This window comes from Pseudomonas sp. 43(2021) (assembly GCF_017490805.1).
Classification (GTDB): domain Bacteria; phylum Pseudomonadota; class Gammaproteobacteria; order Pseudomonadales; family Pseudomonadaceae; genus Aquipseudomonas.
In genome coordinates this window covers 85,453-103,670 of sequence record NZ_JAFGYJ010000024.1, presented here as the reverse complement: position 1 = coordinate 103,670, position 18,218 = coordinate 85,453, and the positions used below count along the sequence as shown (strand labels likewise).

Annotated in this window: 13 protein-coding genes; 3 read left to right on the top strand and 10 right to left on the bottom strand. The window is 63.7% G+C overall.

All coding sequences use genetic code 11. The features are described 5' to 3' along the window. Positions 1–198: 198 nt before the first annotated feature. The 3 genes from gdhA to J5M71_RS20230 all read right to left on the bottom strand — a co-directional run bounded on the left by gdhA (position 199) and on the right by J5M71_RS20230 (position 4,219). Positions 199–1,539, bottom strand: coding sequence for an NADP-specific glutamate dehydrogenase (gene gdhA, locus J5M71_RS20240; RefSeq protein WP_207835667.1), 1,341 nt, complete (start codon positions 1,537–1,539; stop codon positions 199–201). A gap of 314 nt (positions 1,540–1,853) precedes the next feature. Further along, positions 1,854–3,521 (bottom strand): energy-dependent translational throttle protein EttA, encoded by a 1,668-nt coding sequence (ettA, locus tag J5M71_RS20235; protein WP_087502930.1) that lies wholly within the window; start codon positions 3,519–3,521, stop codon positions 1,854–1,856. 293 nt (positions 3,522–3,814) lie between these two features. Further along, on the bottom strand, positions 3,815–4,219 hold the full coding sequence (locus tag J5M71_RS20230) for a hypothetical protein (RefSeq protein WP_207835664.1): 405 nt from the start codon (positions 4,217–4,219) through the stop codon (positions 3,815–3,817). Positions 4,220–4,467: 248 nt separating this feature from the next. On the opposite strand from J5M71_RS20230, the gene J5M71_RS20225 reads away from it, so the two are divergent. From J5M71_RS20225 to J5M71_RS20215, 3 genes are all read left to right on the top strand, one after another. Further along, the gene (locus J5M71_RS20225) at positions 4,468–8,298 is read left to right on the top strand and encodes a bifunctional diguanylate cyclase/phosphodiesterase (RefSeq protein ID WP_207835661.1); all 3,831 of its coding nucleotides are present in this window, start codon (positions 4,468–4,470) and stop codon (positions 8,296–8,298) included. 217 nt (positions 8,299–8,515) lie between these two features. Further along, positions 8,516–9,769 (top strand): serine hydroxymethyltransferase, encoded by a 1,254-nt coding sequence (gene glyA, locus J5M71_RS20220; RefSeq protein ID WP_003256308.1) that lies wholly within the window; start codon positions 8,516–8,518, stop codon positions 9,767–9,769. Positions 9,770–9,962: 193 nt separating this feature from the next. Further along, entirely contained in the window at positions 9,963–10,916 is a 954-nt protein-coding gene (locus J5M71_RS20215; protein WP_207835658.1) for a bile acid:sodium symporter, read from the top strand. A gap of 23 nt (positions 10,917–10,939) precedes the next feature. On the opposite strand, the gene J5M71_RS20210 is transcribed toward J5M71_RS20215, so the two are convergent. The 7 genes from J5M71_RS20210 to J5M71_RS20180 all read right to left on the bottom strand — a co-directional run bounded on the left by J5M71_RS20210 (position 10,940) and on the right by J5M71_RS20180 (position 18,206). Continuing rightward, positions 10,940–11,263: a RidA family protein gene (locus J5M71_RS20210; RefSeq protein WP_052970534.1), complete on the bottom strand. Its 324-nt coding sequence runs from the start codon at positions 11,261–11,263 to the stop codon at positions 10,940–10,942. 44 nt (positions 11,264–11,307) lie between these two features. Continuing rightward, on the bottom strand, positions 11,308–12,726 hold the full coding sequence (locus tag J5M71_RS20205; protein WP_207835656.1) for an aldehyde dehydrogenase family protein: 1,419 nt from the start codon (positions 12,724–12,726) through the stop codon (positions 11,308–11,310). A gap of 12 nt (positions 12,727–12,738) precedes the next feature. Next, entirely contained in the window at positions 12,739–13,782 is a 1,044-nt protein-coding gene (locus tag J5M71_RS20200; RefSeq protein WP_207835654.1) for a homoserine dehydrogenase, read from the bottom strand. Between the two features lie 207 nt (positions 13,783–13,989). Next, positions 13,990–14,427 carry an Lrp/AsnC family transcriptional regulator gene (locus J5M71_RS20195; protein ID WP_015268886.1) on the bottom strand — a complete coding sequence of 146 codons (438 nt, stop codon included), beginning with the start codon at positions 14,425–14,427 and terminating at the stop codon, positions 13,990–13,992. Next, positions 14,424–15,812, bottom strand: a complete 1,389-nt coding sequence (locus J5M71_RS20190) for a threonine synthase (protein WP_085601707.1) — start codon at positions 15,810–15,812, stop codon at positions 14,424–14,426. The genes J5M71_RS20195 and J5M71_RS20190 overlap by 4 nt, the downstream gene beginning before the upstream one ends. Before the next feature lie 23 nt (positions 15,813–15,835). Beyond that, on the bottom strand, positions 15,836–16,720 hold the full coding sequence (locus tag J5M71_RS20185) for a LysR substrate-binding domain-containing protein (protein ID WP_063911173.1): 885 nt from the start codon (positions 16,718–16,720) through the stop codon (positions 15,836–15,838). 37 nt (positions 16,721–16,757) lie between these two features. After that, positions 16,758–18,206 (bottom strand): amino acid permease, encoded by a 1,449-nt coding sequence (locus tag J5M71_RS20180; protein ID WP_207835652.1) that lies wholly within the window; start codon positions 18,204–18,206, stop codon positions 16,758–16,760. Positions 18,207–18,218 lie beyond the last annotated feature (12 nt).

Below are 18,218 nucleotides of genomic sequence, written 5' to 3'. Positions count from 1 at the left end.
GGGGATGAGGTGGTCTGGCGGCGGCCGGTGGGGGAGCAGGTCATCGAAGTGGTTGAGGTTTTTGGTGAAGATTGAGGGACCTGGGGGCTGCTTTGCAGCCCATCGCGACACAAGGCCGCTCCCACAGGAGTACGCAATTCCCTGTGGGAGCGGCCTTGTGTCGCGAAAGGGCCGCAAAGCGGCCCCAACGGCCTCAGATCAAACGACGCCTTGAGCCAGCATCGCATCAGCCACTTTCACGAAGCCCGCAATGTTCGCACCTTTGACGTAGTTGATGCTGCCATCCGCCTCTTCACCGTAATGCACGCAAGCATGGTGAATCGACTGCATGATGTGGTGCAGCTTGCTGTCCACCTCACCGGCAGTCCACAGCAGGCGCATGGCGTTCTGCGACATCTCCAGGCCCGACACGGCCACGCCGCCGGCGTTGGAGGCCTTGCCCGGGGCATACAGGATGCCGGCTTCCAGGAAGATGTCCACAGCCTCCAGGGTGGTCGGCATGTTGGCGCCTTCGGCCACGCAGATGCAGCCATTACGCAGCAAGGTGCGGGCGTCTTCGGCGCCTAGTTCGTTCTGCGTGGCACACGGCAGGGCGATGTCGCACGGCAGGCTCCACGGGGTCTGGCCCTTGCGGAACTCCAGGCCGAACTGCGCGGCAAGTTCGCTGATGCGGCCACGCTTGACGTTCTTCAGCGCCATCACCGCATCCCACTGGGCATCGGTCAGGCCGGCTTCGGCGTACAGGGTGCCTTCGGAGTCGGACAGCGAAATCACCTTGCCACCCAGGTCCATGACCTTGCGCGCGGCATACTGGGCCACGTTACCCGAGCCGGAAATCGCCACGCGGCAGCCATCGATACGCTTGTCCTGGCGCTTGAGCATTTCTTCGGCGAAGTACACGCAGCCGTAGCCGGTGGCCTCCGGGCGGATCAGGCTGCCGCCGTAGGTCATGCCCTTGCCGGTCAGCACCGAGGTGAACTGGTTGGCCAGGCGCTTGTACTGGCCAAACATGAAGCCGATTTCGCGGGCACCCACGCCGATGTCGCCGGCAGGGACGTCCAGGTCAGCGCCGATGTGGCGGTACAGCTCGCTCATGAACGCCTGGCAGAAGCGCATGACTTCGGCGTCGCTCTTGCCTTTGGGGTCGAAGTCCGAGCCGCCTTTGCCGCCGCCCATGGGCAGCGAGGTGAGGGAGTTCTTGAACACCTGCTCGAAGGCCAGGAACTTGAGCACGCCCAGGTTGACCGACGGGTGGAAGCGCAGGCCCCCCTTGTAAGGGCCGATGGCGCTGCTCATCTGGATGCGGTAGCCGCGGTTGACCTGCACCTTGCCCTGGTCATCGACCCAGGACACACGGAACAGCACGGCACGCTCGGGCTCGACCATGCGCTCCAGAATGCCGGCCTGCAGGTAATGCGGATTGGCCTCGAGGAACGGCCACAGGCTGCGCAGCACTTCTTCCACCGCCTGGTGGAATTCAGGTTGGCCCGGGTCGCGTTGCTTCAGGCGCGCGAGGAAATTGTCGACAGATTCGATCATGGTAGACATCTCACCAAGAGGATTGGACTTATTGGTTTTTTTCAGGAATGTACCAAGAAGCAATCGCACTAGAACAGGGCGCGATGTCGTTTTTTTGAAATTATTTGGTGCGTTTTCTATAACTGTATACAAATTTGCAATCAGTGTTGGCTTCTTCGCGGGTAAACCCGCTCCCACAGAGGAGCTGCGCAAGCCCGAGAGCTATAGGTATCCCTGTGGGAGCGGGTTTACCCGCGAAGAAGCCAACGCCGCTTTCCAGCAGGCACAAAAATGGGGCCGCATAGGGCCCCATTCTTGTGCATCAGAACACCGGCTTACTGGGCCAGCTTCTTGTGCCGTACACGGTGCGGCTGGGCAGCAGCATCGCCCAGGCGCTTCTTGCGGTCGGCTTCGTACTCGGTGTAGTTACCCTCGAAGAACACCACGTTCGAGTCGTCTTCGTACGCCAGGATGTGGGTAGCCACACGGTCCAGGAACCAACGGTCGTGGGAGATCACGATTGCCGCGCCGGGGAAGTCCAGCAGGGCTTCTTCCAGCGAACGCAGGGTTTCGACGTCGAGGTCGTTGGACGGTTCGTCGAGCAGCAGGACGTTACCGCCCTCCTTCAGGGTCAGGGCCAGGTGCAGGCGGCCACGCTCACCACCGGACAGGTCCTTGACGAACTTCTGCTGGTCGCCACCCTTGAAGTTGAAGCGGCCCACGTAGGTACGCGACGGGATCTCGTAGTTGCCGATGCGGATCACGTCGGAACCGTCGGAAACCTGCTGGAACACTGTCTTGCCACCGTCCAGGTCCTCGCGGCTCTGGTCGACGCAGGCCAGCTGCACGGTTTCACCGATCTCGATGCTGCCCGAGTCCGGCTGCTCCTTGCCCATCAGCATGCGGAACAGGGTCGACTTACCGGCACCGTTACCACCGATCACACCGACGATGGCGCCTTTAGGCATGGAGAACGACAGGTTGTCGATCAGCACGCGGTCGCCGTAGCCCTTGGTGACGTTCTTGAACTCGATGACCTTGTCGCCCAGGCGCGGACCGGCCGGGATGTAGATCTCGTTGGTTTCGCTGCGCTTCTGGAATTCCTGCGACTGCATTTCTTCAAAGCGCTGCAGACGGGCCTTGGACTTGGACTGACGGGCCTTGGCGCCTTTGCGCACCCACTCCAGTTCCTCTTTCATGGCCTTCTCGTGGGCGCTCTGCTGCTTGGATTCCTGCGCCAGGCGCTCGGACTTGGCTTCCAGCCAGCCCGAGTAGTTGCCTTCGTACGGGATGCCGGCGCCGCGGTCCAGTTCCAGGATCCAGCCGGCGACGTTGTCGAGGAAGTAACGGTCGTGGGTAATCGCTACCACGGTGCCCGGGAAGTCGTGCAGGAAGCGCTCCAGCCAGGCTACCGAGTCGGCATCCAGGTGGTTGGTCGGTTCGTCCAGCAGCAGCATGTCGGGGGCCGACAGCAGCAGGCGGCACAGGGCCACGCGGCGCTTCTCGCCACCGGACAGGTGCTCGATGCGCGCGTCCCAGGCCGGCAGGCGCAGGGCGTCGGCGGCCACGTCCAGCTGGCGCTCCAGGTTATGGCCGTCGGCGGCCTGCAGGATGGCTTCCAGCTTGGCCTGCTCGGCGGCCAGCTTGTCGAAGTCGGCATCCGGTTCGGCGTAGGCCGCGTAGACCTCGTCCAGGCGCGCCTGGGCGTCCTTGATCACGCTGACCGCTTCCTCGACCACTTCGCGCACCGACTTGTTCGGGTCCAGTTGCGGTTCCTGCGGCAGGTAGCCAACGTTGATGTCGGGCATCGGACGGGCTTCGCCGTCGAATTCCTTGTCGACGCCCGCCATGATCCGCAGCAGGGTCGATTTACCGGCGCCGTTCAGGCCGAGCACGCCGATCTTGGCGCCCGGGAAGAACGACAGGGAAATGTTCTTGAGAATTTCCCGCTTCGGCGGCACGACCTTGCTCAGCCGATGCATGGTGTAGACGTATTGAGCCAAAACCAAGCCCTCTAATCAGATAGGTAAAGACATCGACGATCGCCCCGGCGCGCTGGCCAGGGTGATGTATTTACGGGGTGTCATTGAACAAAGTCGACCATTCTACGCCAACGCGCAGCGTTGCATAGGAGGGGCGGATGGTGGGGATGGGATCGGGGGGAATCTATTGCCTGTACCGGCCTCTTCGCGGCTGAAGCCGCTCCCACAGGTACTGCACAGCGCTCGTAGGCAGTGATAATCCCTGTGGGAGCGGCTTCAGCCGCGAAAGGGCTGGCACAGCAGCCAAAGAGGGCTCAGACGTGACGCTGCTTGGCCGTACCCCGCGGCAAGCGGCAGCGGTCGCCCTGCTCGGCCAGGCGCGCGGCCCAGGCGGACTTCACGCTGAAACCACCGCTACGAGCAGGCTGCTGCTCGACAGCTTTGGCCGGTTTGGCGGCCGCAGGCACACTGCTGACGACCTTGGCCGCCGGCTTGACCTCGGCCACGGCAACTGCCGGCTCTGCCGCCGCCTTGGCGGTCTTGCGCAGTTCAGCCAGCGATGGGCTCTTGCTCTTGGCGACAGCTGCCGCCTCGGGTTTGCTCAGCGAACGCTGGCAAGACTTGCAGGATACGTCCTCGGTCACGGCAGTGCTGACAAGGGTCTGACTGCTGCGCCCACAGGCGGAATCGAGGCCATTGGTGGAAAAGTGAGTAACCAAAACCGAACATCTCCGATGCGTTGTCATTTGAAGCAGGCGCTATTCTCGCACAGGTTGCAGGGGCTTGCCGAACCACCGGGCAGGCACCACCGGTCCAGCGGACTGGCACTTTGCCATAATCCTAGGCATGCTAGCCCGTTTCAGGTGTCCGGCCTTATAGTGCACCACCGCGGTCTGGCAACCAGACACCGGCGCATACCGTGCATGATCCATCCCTGCCATCGCCAGCCCAATCGCAGGATCAACGCTTGACCAATCTTACACATCCGTCGTCATTGCGTTCCGCGCCACAGGCGCCCGTCGCTTCGCTGCGCGGGTCGATCAAGGGTGCGCTGGCGCTGCTGGCCCTGATCCTGCTGGGCCTACTGCTGTGGCAATTGTTCGCCCAGTTCAACCATACCCAGGCCGACCTGCGCAAACAGAGCCTGGACGCCGCCGCCGAACAGGCCGACCACCTGAGCCTGAACATGGCGTTCAAGGCCCAGCAGGCCATGAATGTGATGCAACCCTACCTCAAGGCACCGCCACCCAAGGCCCTGCCCAGCCTGCTGGGCACTCTGCGCAAGCGCCTGCCGGCCCTGCAGAGCATGGCCTGGCTGGACGCTGCCGGGCAGGTGCAGGCCGACAGCCTGGACGGCAGCCCCGACCGCCAGTTGCTTGACGAGCTATTCAGGTTGAACCAGGGTCGCCCGTACTTCTTCACCAATTCGGCCGACAACCGCACCCTCTACCTGTTGCTACGTCAGGCCACCGAAGAGGACCGCGGCTACTGGCTGCTACGCCTGTCGCCGGACTACTACCGCACCCTCACCCTTCACCTGAATGATGCCGGCCACCCGCTGTGGCTGCTGGAAAACAGCCGCAACGGCGAGGTACTGCAAAGCCATGCGCCGGCCGATACCAGCAACGAACCGCTGCAAAGCGTGATGCTGGCCTTCATCGACAACAGTACCTGGCAGCTGCGCGGTCTGTTCGACGCCAAGCGGGCCCAGCAGAAACTGCTGCCGGCGCTGCTCGGCAAATGCCTGCTGGTGCTGTTCTGCGCCCTGCTGCCGGTGCTGGCCCTGATCAACATGCGCCGCCGCCAACGGGCGCTACAGGAAGACCGCCGGCGCTACCAGGAAATCTTCGAAGGCACCGGCGTGGCCTTGTGCGTGCTCGACCTGTCCAGCCTGCCCGGCAAACTCGACCGCTACCACCTGCGCAACCCTGCCGCGCTCAAGCACAGCCTGGCCCTGGACCCGACCCTGCGCCGCTCGCTGCTGCTGGAGCTGAAGATCACCGAGATCAACCAGGTGGCCCGCCAGTTGTTGAACATCGACTGCCACGAAGGTGCCTGGCAGCGCCTGATCGACGGCACTGGCGATGGCCGCGACAGCGTCGGCATGCAGTTGATCGACGCGCTGATCGAGCAACGCCCGCTGCTGGAACTGGAAGTGCGCCTGCCGGCGCCGCTGGGTGGCGAGCTGCACCTGTGGCTGATGGCCCGCCTGCCGCAGCAGCGCCGTGATTACCAGGCGGTCATCCTCAGCATCAGCGACATCACCAGCCGCAAGCAGGTGGAACTGTCGCTGCTGGAGCGCGAAAGCTTCTGGTCGGACGTGGTGCGCACCGTGCCCGACCAGCTGTACGTACAGGACGTGCTCAACCAGCGGATGATCTTCAGCAACCGCCACCTCGGCCAGACCCTGGGCTACGACCGTACCGAGCTGGCACAGATGGGCGACCGCTTCTGGGAACTGCTGCTGCACCCCGAGGACGCGGCGCACTACCAGGCACTGCGCCAGCAACAGCGCGACAGCGGCCATGACCAACCGCTGCACTGCCAGCTGCGCTTCCGCCACCGTGATGGCGGCTGGCGCTGCTACGACATCCGCGAACAAGTGCTGACCCGTGACGCCGATGGCCTGGTGACGCGCATCATCGGCGTGGGCAAGGACGTGACGGTGCAGATCGAGGCCAGCCAGTCGCTGCGCGACAGCGAGCAGCGCTACCGCATGCTCGCCGAAAGCATCAGCGACGTGATCTTCTCCACCGACAGCCTGCTCAAGCTCAACTACGTCAGCCCCTCGGTGCAGGGCGTGCTGGGCTACCAGGCCGACTGGATCTTCGCCAACGGCTGGCAGTCGATCATCGCCAACCCGGCCCAGCTCACCGGCATCTACAGCCTGATGGAGCGCGTCAGCAAGGCCATGAGCGACCCGGCCCAACTGGCCCAGCTGCGCAGCCAGCTGCCGACCCAGTTGTTCCTGTTCGACTGCCTGCGCGCCGATGGCCGCAAGATCCCCATCGAACTGCGCCTGGTACTGGTGTGGGACGATGAGGAGCGCTTCGAAGGCGTGCTCGGGGTGGGCCGCGACATCAGCCAGCAACGGCGTGCCGAAAAAGACCTGCGCATGGCCGCGACGGTATTCGAGCACTCCACCTCGGCGATCCTCATCACCGACCCGGCCGGCTATATCGTCCAGGCCAACGAAGCGTTCAGCCGCGTCAGTGGTTACGCCGTCAGCGAGGTACTCGACCAGTTGCCGGGCCTGCTCACCGTCGACGAACAGCAGGAGGGCCACCTGCGCTATGTGGTCAAGCAGCTGCACCAGCGCGGCAGCTGGGAGGGCGAGGTGTGGCTCAAGCGCCGCGACGGCGACCACTACCCGGCCTGGGTCGGCATCACCGCGGTGCTGGACGACGAAGGCGACCTGGCCAGCTACGTGTGCTTCTTCACCGACATCAGCGAGCGCAAGGCCAGCGAACAGCGCATCCACCGCCTGGCCTACTACGACGCCCTCACCCACCTGCCCAACCGCACGTTGTTCCAGGACCGCCTGTACAACGCCTTGCAGCAGGCCGAGCGACAAAAGGCCTGGGTGGTGCTGATGTTCCTCGACCTGGACCGCTTCAAGCCGATCAACGACTCCCTCGGCCACGCCGCCGGCGACCGCATGCTCAAGGACATGGCCCAGCGCCTGCTGGCCTGTGTGGATAACGACGACACCGTGGCGCGCATGGGCGGCGACGAGTTCACCCTGCTGCTGCAACCGCGCGCCACTCGCGAGATGGCACTCAACCGCGCCATCCATGTGGCCGAAAACATTCTTGGCAGCCTGGTGCGGCCGTTCGTGCTGGAAAACCGCGAGTTCTTCGTCACCGCCAGTATCGGCATCGCCCTCAGCCCACAGGATGGCAGCGAGCTGAGCCAGCTGATGAAAAACGCCGACACCGCCATGTACCATGCCAAGGAACGCGGCAAGAACAACTTCCAGTTCTACCAGGCCGAGATGAACGCCAGTGCCCTGGAACGCCTGGAGCTGGAAAGCGACCTGCGCCATGCCATGGAGCAGAACGAGTTCATCCTCTACTACCAGCCGCAGTTCAGCGGCGACGGCAAGCGCCTGACCGGCGCCGAAGCCCTGCTGCGCTGGCGCCACCCGACCCGCGGCCTGGTGCCGCCGGGCGACTTCATCCCGGTGATCGAAGAGCTGGGCCTGGTGGTGGACGTGGGCGACTGGGTGCTGCGCGAGGCCAGCCGCCAGCTCAAGGCCTGGCACAAGGCCAAGGTGCGCGTGCCCAAGGTGTCGGTGAACATCTCGGCGCGGCAGTTCTCCGACGGCCAGCTGGGCACGCGTATCGCCACCATTCTGGAAGAAACCGGCCTGCCACCGGCGTGCCTGGAGCTGGAGTTGACCGAAAGTATCCTGATGCGCGAAGTGAACGAAGCGCTGCAGATTCTCGCCAGCCTGAAAAACCTCGGCCTGAGCATCGCGGTGGACGACTTCGGCACCGGCTACTCATCGCTGAACTACCTCAAGCAGTTCCCCATCGACGTGTTGAAGATCGACCGCACCTTCGTCGACGGCCTGCCTGAAGGCGAGCAGGATGCACAGATTGCCCGGGCGATCATCGCCATGGCCCACAGCCTCAACCTGGCGGTGATCGCCGAAGGCGTGGAGACCCACGAGCAGCTGGAGTTCCTGCGCGAACATGGTTGCGACGAAGTGCAGGGCTACCTGTTCGGGCGGCCGATGCCGGCGAATCAGTTCGAGGCGCAGTTCGCCAACGAGACCTTGTTCATGTTCCATTGACCGGTTGCCTGCGGTGCTCCCACAGGTAAGGTGTTATGGCTGAGTGCCGGATAGAAAAACGGACCTGCGAGTCAACTCCGATCCCCGCCCAGCCCAGACACGGCGCGGGATACAACATGAGGCCCATTGGTCCGCGACTTGATGCCACTTCATATGCCAGCCGCCAATCAATCGGTTAGAATGCCCCCCCAATTCACCCCGATCCTTGAGGACCGCCATGTTCAGCCGTGATTTGACCATTGCCAAGTACGACGCCGAGCTCTTCGAAGCCATGCAGCAAGAAGCTCTGCGCCAGGAAGAGCATATCGAGCTGATCGCTTCGGAAAACTACACCAGCCCGGCAGTCATGGAGGCCCAGGGCTCGGTCCTGACCAACAAGTACGCCGAAGGCTACCCGGGCAAGCGCTACTACGGTGGTTGCGAGTACGTCGACGTCGTCGAGCAACTGGCCATCGACCGTGCCAAGGAGCTGTTCGGCGCCGACTACGCCAACGTCCAGCCGCACGCCGGCTCCCAGGCCAACGCTGCCGTCTACCTGGCCCTGCTGTCGGCCGGTGACACCATCCTGGGCATGAGCCTGGCCCACGGTGGCCACCTGACCCACGGTGCTTCCGTCAGCTCTTCGGGCAAGCTGTACAACGCCATCCAGTACGGCATCGACAGCAACGGCCTGATCGACTACGACGAAGTCGAGCGCCTGGCTGTCGAGCACAAGCCGAAGATGATCGTTGCCGGTTTCTCGGCCTACTCGCAGGTGCTGGACTTCGCCCGCTTCCGTGCCATCGCCGACAAGGTCGGTGCCTACCTGTTCGTCGACATGGCCCACGTTGCCGGCCTGGTTGCCGCTGGCGTGTACCCGAACCCGGTTCCGTTCGCCGACGTGGTCACCACCACCACCCACAAGACCCTGCGCGGCCCGCGCGGTGGCCTGATCCTCGCTCGCAAGAACGAAGAGATCGAGAAGAAGCTGAACTCCGCCGTCTTCCCGGGCGCCCAGGGTGGCCCGCTGGAGCACGTCATCGCTGCCAAGGCCATCTGCTTCAAGGAAGCCCTGCAGCCTGAGTTCAAGGCTTACCAGCAGCAAGTGGTGAAGAACGCCCAGGCCATGGCCAGCGTGTTCATCGAGCGTGGTTTCGACGTGGTTTCCGGTGGCACCCAGAACCACCTGTTCCTGCTGTCGCTGATCAAGCAGGAAATCTCCGGTAAGGACGCTGACGCCGCCCTGGGCAAAGCCTTCATCACCGTCAACAAGAACTCGGTACCGAACGACCCACGTTCTCCGTTCGTCACCTCGGGCCTGCGTTTCGGCACCCCAGCCGTTACCACCCGTGGTTTCAAGGAAGCCGAGTGCCGCGAGCTGGCTGGCTGGATCTGCGACATCCTGGCTGACCTGAACAACGAAGCGGTGATCGACGCCGTACGTGAGAAGGTCAAGGCTATCTGCAAGAAGCTGCCGGTTTACGGCAACTGATTGGCAATTGCCTGACAGGAAAAAGCCCGGCCTCGTGCCGGGCTTTTTCGTTTTCAGGTGGCGAATCCTGTGGGAGCGGGCGTGCCCGCGAAGAAGACAACGCGGTGGATGGCACCGGCTGCGCCGGTGTTCGCGGGCACGCCCGCTCCCACAGGTTATGATTGCGTTCCTTCCTTCAAGCACAGGCCGGACCTTGACCAGAGAGCAACTCGAAACCCAGCAGATCCCGATCTACTTCGCCGTCGTGCTCGCCGCCGTGGCCTTCGGCCTGCTGGCCAGCGACACTGCACGCCACCTGGAAGCCCTGGTCACCCCCGCCATCACCGTGCTGATGTACGCGATGTTTCTGCAAATCCCCTTCCTCGACCTGCGCCAAGGCCTGGGCAACCGCCGCTTCATCGCCGCCCTGCTGCTGGCCAACTTCATCCTCGTACCACTGCTGGTCTGGGGCATCACCCGCGGGCTGCTCGAACACCCGGCGATCCTCATCGGCGCGCTGCTGGTGCTGCTAACGCCGTGCATCGACTATGTGGTGGTGTTCACCCACATCGGCAAAGGCGACGCCCGCCTGACCCTGGCCGCCACCCCCGTGCTGCTGTTGGTGCAACTGGCGCTGCTGCCGCTTTACCTGGCCCTGATGCTGGGTGACAGCAGCAACGTGGCCATCTCCGTCACCCCGTTCGTGGAAGCCTTCGTGCTGTTGATCGTGCTGCCGATGGTCCTCGCCGTGCTCACCAGCGCCGGCGCCCGTCGCTCGCGCACGGTCTCGGCCTGGAACGACGCCTGGGCGTGGATGCCGGTACCGGCCATGGCCTTGGTGCTGGTGGTAGTGATCGCCTCGCAGATTGCCGTGGTGCTGCGTGATTTCGACCGCTTGCTGCCGGTGATTCCGGTGTACATCGGCTTCATGCTGCTGGCGCCTGCGCTGGGCATATTATCGGCGAGGCTGCTGCGCTTGCCGGCCACCGAAGCACGCTCGGTAACCTTCAGCGCCGCCACGCGCAACTCACTGGTAGTGCTGCCGCTGGCGCTGGCGTTGCCGCAAGACATGCGCGGACTGGCGGCGGCAGCTGTGATTACACAGACATTGGTGGAGCTGGTAAGTGAACTGGTCTATATCAGGGCGGTACCCCGAGTCGTGCGCTGACCCGGGGCATCGGTCACTCACGGTCAGGAGCGCTCAGGGCACACGGCAAACACCTGTACCTCGACCAGGTAACCCTCTCCCAAGTCTGCGCCTACGCAAGCCCGTACTGGTTTCGGACAACCCTGCAACCAGGCGTCGTACACCTCATTGACCAGGTCGAAGTGGCTGTAGTCGGCAATCCATAACTGAACCCGGGTCAAATGTTCCTTGCCGACGTTAGCCTCAGCCATCAGCCCATCGATCGTACTCAACGCCTGGCGCAACTGCCCCTGCACATCCTGCCGCAGGTCGTCCGCGACCACGCCAGCCGTTTCGAACAGGCCCCTGTAGCTCACTGCCAGCGACATCCGTTCGCCTTGTCCATACCGTTCGATCATCAAGATTCCTCCTTTTAGCCCATCTGGTTGAGGCAGACGACTTTGGGCTGGGTCATGTCCTCGTAGGCGAACCGCACCCCCTCGCGCCCAAGGCTCCCATATTTGGAGCCACCGAATGGCATGGCATCGAAGCGGTAGTCGGACGAGTCGTTGATCATCACGCCGCCCGCCTCGATACGCCGCGCCAGGCTCAACGCCAAGGACAGATCGCGGGTAAACACACCGGCGTGCAAGCTGTACTCCGGGGCGTTGGCCAATGCAATCGCCTGCTCGATATCCTCGAAAGGCGCCAGCATCACCACCGGTGCGAATACCTCTTCACGCCACAGCCGGCTGCCATGGTCAACGCCTTCCAGCACCGTCGGCACATAGGTAGCCCCTTGCCGCTTGTGGCCGCAGAGCAGGCGAGCGCCGCCCTGAAGGGCCTGGCTCACGCGCTCTTCAATCTGCCGTGCCGAGCCTTCGGTGATCATCGGCCCCATGTCGGTTTCGCGCAGGCCAGGATCACCCACCACCATCGCCTGGGTCAAGGCAACGAAGCGCTGGCGGAACGCCTCATAGATCGAAGCGTCCACCAGGATGCGCTGGGTGCCGATGCAGTTCTGCCCGGCCGCCCAGAATGCGCCTGACACACAAGACTCGACAGTGGCCTCGAGGTCGCAGTCCTTCAGTACCAGCACCGGGGCGTTACCGCCCAGGTCCATGGCAAGTTTTTTCAGGCCCGCCCCGCGGGCAATCTGTTCACCCGTGGCGAAGCCGCCCGTGAAGGAAATCATCCGCACTTCACGCACGGCCACCAGGGCCTTGCCCAGTTCGGCACCGCCAGTGGCCACGGTGACGACAGCCTCCGGCAGCCCTGCATCAACCAGGTACTGCACCAGCTTCAAGGCAGAAAGCGGGGCCAGCTCCGAAGGCTTCAGAATGACCGCATTGCCTCCAGCAATCGCTGGCCCCAGCTTGTGCGCCACCAGGTTGAGCGGGTCGTTGTACGGGGTAATGGCCAGGATCAGCCCCAACGGCTCGCGGGTGAACCAGCCCTGGCGCGACTCGGAGCCTTCATAGGCATCGAAAGGCACCACCTCGCCGGCGTTGCGCCGCGCTTCCTCGGCAGACAGCTTGAGCGTGTTGATGCAGCGTTTCACCTCCTTCTCGGCCTGACGCAGGGTCTTGCCCGCTTCGTCGACAATCAGGCCGGCAAAATCCGCGGCGTCACGTTCGATCAGCCGTGCGGCCTGCTCCAGAATGCTGGCGCGACGGTGCCGGGGCAGCGCGGCACTTTCGCGCACGCCCTGGCGGGCACGGACGAGCAGACCAGGCACGGCATCGGCAGCAAGGTTGGCGACGCTACCGACCAGGCTACCGTCGAAGGGGCTGTACACATCGATCAAGGTGGGTTGCTGGGCGGCTACCCGGGACACGGAAGTCAGGCTCATGAAGGTTGCTCCTCAGGCCGAGCGGCCAGCGTTGTGGATGGCGACGATATCCGACAGCAGGGCGAATGCCGTTTCCACACGTCCCGCACCTGGGCCGGACACGGTCACAGCGCCCAGCAATTCGGTGTTGAATGCAACCGCATTGGTGGCACCGGAAATACCCGCCAGGGGGTGGTTGCCGGGCAGCAGGCGCGCTTCGACGCTGGCACGCACCGAGCCATCGGTTTCACGGCTGGCACTGCCGATCAGCTTCCAACGCTGGCCCGCCGCCTGCGCTTGCTGGATAGCCGCGCTGTCGAGGCTGCTGATGCCGCTGCAGGTGACATCGTTCACCTGCAAGCAAGCACCGAGCAGCTCGTTGGCGAGAATCACCACTTTCAGGCGCACGTCATACCCCTCCACATCGGCGCTCGGGTCTGCCTCGGCGTAGCCAAGTGCTTGCGCCTGGGCCACCGCTTCGGCAAAACCAAGCCCCTCTTCCATACGTGTCAGCACATAGTTCGAAGTGCCGTTGAGTATGCCCTCGAACCCCACCAGGCCCGCGCCGGCCAAGGTCTGGCGCGCCATGCGCAGCACCGGTGTACCGCTCATCACAGCGCCTTCGTATTCGAACGACACGCCATTGGCCTTGGCCAAGGCCTTCAGCGCCTGGGCATGCAAGGCGATCGGCCCCTTGTTGGTAGTGACCACGTGCTTGCCCGCTTCCAGCGCCCAGCGGCAGAAGGTTGCCGCCGGTTCACCGTCCTTGGGGTTGGTGAAGGTAGCCTCGGCGATGATGTCGGCACCGGACTGCTTGATCACCGACTCGTTGAACGCCTCTGCCGAACCCTGAGGGATTTGCGCCAGCGCCCCCTTCTGAGCGGGCAGAGCAGCCAGCGTGGCCGCGTCCAGGCCGTTGCGGTCGATTGCCGAACCCAGGAACAGGTCGGTGACGCCAACGATCTTCAAGCCAAAGCCCAGCTCTTTCTGCCAGCGCGCATTGCGTTCGGCGATCAGTTGGGCCAGGGCACGGTTCACGCCGCCAAAGCCAACGAGTGCGATCTTGTATTCGGTCATGGTTTGCTGTCCTTCCAGGCGATTGGTCGATGAGGACAAGCCTAAGAGCCGGGCAATGCCAGTTGAATATGGCAATCCGCTGTATTTACTGGCCAATCTGACCAGTGCCCGATGCACGCCCGCGCGCCGCCAGAATGCACAACGCCGCCAGGGCGCAAGCCCGGGCGGCGTTGTTGGGGCGAGGGTTACCAAACGCGAGTGCGCGGCTCAGATCACCGTGGCCAGGACGAACGATGTCACAGTGTTCTCGACCCCCGGCATGGCGGCAATCTCCTTCCATACATGGTGCACCCGTTCCGGGCTGGAAGCCTCGACGCGCAGCAGCAGGTCGAACTCGCCGCTGAGCACTTCACACTGGATAACCTCGGGGATCTGGCGCAACGCATCGAGCACAGCTTCTCCGCGCATGCGGTCATAGCGGTAGACGAAGATGACCGCGTTGATCAACGAGGTCGGTCGTCGTCCCTCACCGATGCGCAAGGTGTAGCCCTGGATCGCCCCGTCACGCTCCAGGCGCTCGATGCGCTGGCGTACCGCATTACGCGAAAGGTTCACCTTCAGCCCCAGCTCGGCATGGGCAATGCGTGCATTGGCGGTGAGCTCGGCGAGGATACGCTCGTCCAGGGGGTCGAGGATGCGCTTCATCGTCCTGCCTGCAACCGGGCCAGTAATTCATGAACCCCCGCCAGGTCGTCGGGTGCCAGCAGCGGCCCGCCGCCTGCAGCATCCACGACACTGGCCGGTACTTCACCATGCCAGGCCCCCAGCTCCGCCAGCAACCCGGCGGACTTTTCCGGGGCAAACTGCCCCAGCGTGACGATGGGCGCGCCAATGTTGCGCCGGTGCAGGCGCCCGGCGAATGCCCCGGTGGCCGCGTGTGGGTCTACTGCGCTGCCGGTTTCGTGGAACAGCGTGACGATTTCTTCGCGGATCAGCGCGTCATCCACGGCATAGGAGTCGAACAGCATGCGCGCATGCAACCACTGGCGGTTGCCGATGCTCAATTCGCCACAATCCTCGAAGTGCTCCATCAGCGCCCGGGTCGCTTCGCCATCGCGGTCATACAGCTCCCAGACGAAGCGCTCCAGGTTGGAGAACAGCGAGAAGTCCATGACCGGCGACAAGGTCTGGCTGGTTGAGCCACGGCTGTAGCGATTGCAGTGGATGAACCGGTGCAAGGCATCGTTGCGGTTGGTGGAGACAATGATCTGGTTGATCGGCAGGCCCATTTTCTGGGCAATGAACCCTGCGTAGATCTCGGCAAAACTGGCCGTGGGGATGCTGAAACCCACCGGCCGATTGCCCCCACCCAGCTGAAGCGCCGCGTGGAAATAGAACACGATCTGCGCCAGCACGCCGACCCAGTTGGTCGAGTTGAAGCTCACGGGTATCAGCCCGGGGCATGGCCATGCACGCAGCAGCGCCGACACCAGCGACTGGCAGTCATCGAAGCTGCCGTCCACGGCCACGCAGCTGACGCTGTCGGAAGCGGCACTGCGCATCACCGCCGCCCGGTCGGCCGGCGTCCCTGCACTGGGGTACAGCGCCAGCAAGCGTGCCGTAGGGCAATGCCGCAAGGCTTCGATAGCGGCCACCGCCGTATCGCCGTTGCTGGCACCGACCAGCATGACCCGTTCGCAATCGGCCCCCAGGAAATGGCGGATGAGCCGAGCCTGCAACTGTGCGGCGAAATCCTTGGAGGACCGGGTGGGCCCGTGAAACAGCTGCAGGATCCATTCGTTGTGGCCAATCTGCTGCAACGGCGCGATGCCACGGTGCTTGAACCCGCGATAGCTGTCGCTGACCAGCGCCCTCAGGGTCGGCTCGTCGAGCGTGTCACCGACAAACGGTGCCATCACCCGCCAGGCCAGTTCGTCGAACGGCAACCACGACCAGCTGGCAATCTCTTGCTGGCTGAAGGTCGGCACCGCGGCAGGCACGTATAGCCCGCCATCGTCGGCCAGCCCGGAAAGCAGCGCCGTGCGAAAATCAACCCGTATCTCGTTGCCGCGCGTGGATGTGTACTGCATCGGTGCTCCAGGTAACTATTTGATTAACGGTGGGCCATCGCCACCAACCAGTGGCTGAAGGCCTGGGCATCCGTGGACAACGCCTCACCCAGGCCACGTACCAGGTAAAACGACTCGCTCGCCTCGATGCGCTGGGCAAAAGGCGCCACCAGCCGCCCCTCCTGCAGCAAGTCCTCCACCAGCGACGAGCGCGCCAGCGCCACCCCAAGCCCCAGTTCCGCCATGCGCAAGGTCGCCACCAGGGTGTCGAACTGCAGGCCGCTGGAGGAGTCGACCTGATCGGCGCCAACCCGCTCCAGCCAATAACCCCACCCCTCCTCGTAACCCAGCACATGCAGCAACGGGACGCGGGCCAGGTCGCGCGGCTCGCGTAGCGGGGAGCCGGCAATCAGCGCAGGCGAGCAGACCGGCACCAGTACGTCGCGGGTCAGGCGCTGCGCTTCCACTCCCGCCCACTGGCCGCTGCCCCAACGGATTTCCAGGTCATCCTCGGCATCCAGTTCCTTGACCCACAGGTTGCTGATGTAGCGGATGTCCACCTGCGGGTGCGAACGGCGAAAATCGGCCAGTCGGGGTGCCAGCCAGAAGTGCAGGAACGACAGGCTGCCGCGCACTTTCAGGGGCCGACGCTGGCGTTGCCCGAAAATTTCATTGGTGCCTACCGCCAGCCGGCTTATCGCATCCTGCACCACCGGCAGGTAGGACTGGCCCTCTTCAGTCAACCCCAGCCCCCGGGGCAGGCGCTTGAACAGCGCCACCCCCAACTGGCTCTCCAGGTGGCGGATCTGCTGGCTCACCGCCCCCTGGGTGAGGTGCAGTTCCTCGGCTGCATGGGTGAAGTTCAGGTAACGCGCCGACACTTCGAAGGCTCTGAGCCAGTTCAAGGGGGGCAGGGTTTTCTGGGTCATCGGCGGTTTCTCGTGGCAACGTTCCGGTGGCCTAGTATCACCCTGCTCTGGCGGCCTCGGAACCTGGCGCGACGACTTCCAGCGGGCTTGCTTGGCGGCGGCGGAACTTGCACGTCAGCCAATAGGCCAGGTAGCACCAGGCAATGAAGGGCAAGCCGAAGTACAGGGCAACGCGCTGGGCCGGGTCGAAGGCAATGCCGACGCAGGCCAGTACGCAGCAGAAGATGGCGGCCAGCGGCACGAACGGGTAGCCGCGCACCCTGAACTTCAGGTCTTCGAGCTTGCCGCCATTGGCGATGTAATGGCGACGGAAAGCCATCTGGCTGGCCGCGATGCTGATCCACACCACCACCACCGCCAACCCGGAAATGGACACCAGCGCCAGGTAGATGGTGTCGGGGGCAAACACACTGCTGAGCAGCGAAGCCATGCCACCCGCCATGCTCAGGACGATGGCATTGAACGGCGTGCCACGACGCGACAGTGCCGCATACCGGCGGGGCATGTTGCCTTGGTCGCTGAGGGTCCACAGCATGCGCGCCGCAGCATAAAGCCCGGAGTTGGCCGCCGACAGCAGCGCAGTGATGATGACGAAGTTCATGATGTCCGCCGCATAGGGGATACCGATCATGGCAAAGACCATCACGAACGGGCTTTCAACCACACCGGCCTGTTCACGCGGCAACAAGGTAGCCAATACAAAGATGGTGCCGACGAAGAACAGCGCCAGGCGCAGGACCGTGGTGCGGATGGCCTTGGGTACGTTCTTTTCCGGGTCACGGGTTTCGCCAGCGGCGATGCCGATCAACTCGGTGCCCGAGAACGCGAAGGCCACCGCCAGCAGGGTCATGGCGATCGACCAGAAGCCCGTAGGGAACAGCCCTTCGCGGGTGAAGTTGCCCAGCCCGACACTGTGCGCCTGGGTAATTTCGAAAACGCCCAGGATCGCGCCACCGCCCACCACCAGGAAGGCAATCACCGCCAGCACCTTGATCAGTGACAGCCAGAATTCGGTTTCGGCAAACGACCGCACCGAAATGATATTGCTGATGAACACCGCAAACCCGAACAGCGCACTCCATATCCACACCGGCGTATCGGGGAACCAGCGCACCATCAGGATACCGGCGGCGGTGAATTCCGAGCCGATGGCCACGGTCCAGGTCAGCCAGTACATCCAGGCCACCATGTAGCCTGTACCCGGCCCGAGGTAGCGCGTGGCGTAACTGCTGAACGAGCCGACTTCCGGCATGTGTACTGCCAGTTCGCCCAGGCACATCATCACCAGGTAGACCATGATCGCGCCGAGGATATAGGCGATGACCGCCCCCAGCGGGCCCGCCTGGTTGACGGTGTAGCCCGACGTCAGGAACAGGCCGGTACCGATGACACCACCCAGCGCCAGCATGACGATATGGCGGGTTTGCATATCCTGCTTGAAGCTGTGCGCCGAAGCATTTCTCGTTGTCGTTGTCTGCAGGGACATTGTGGTTTACTC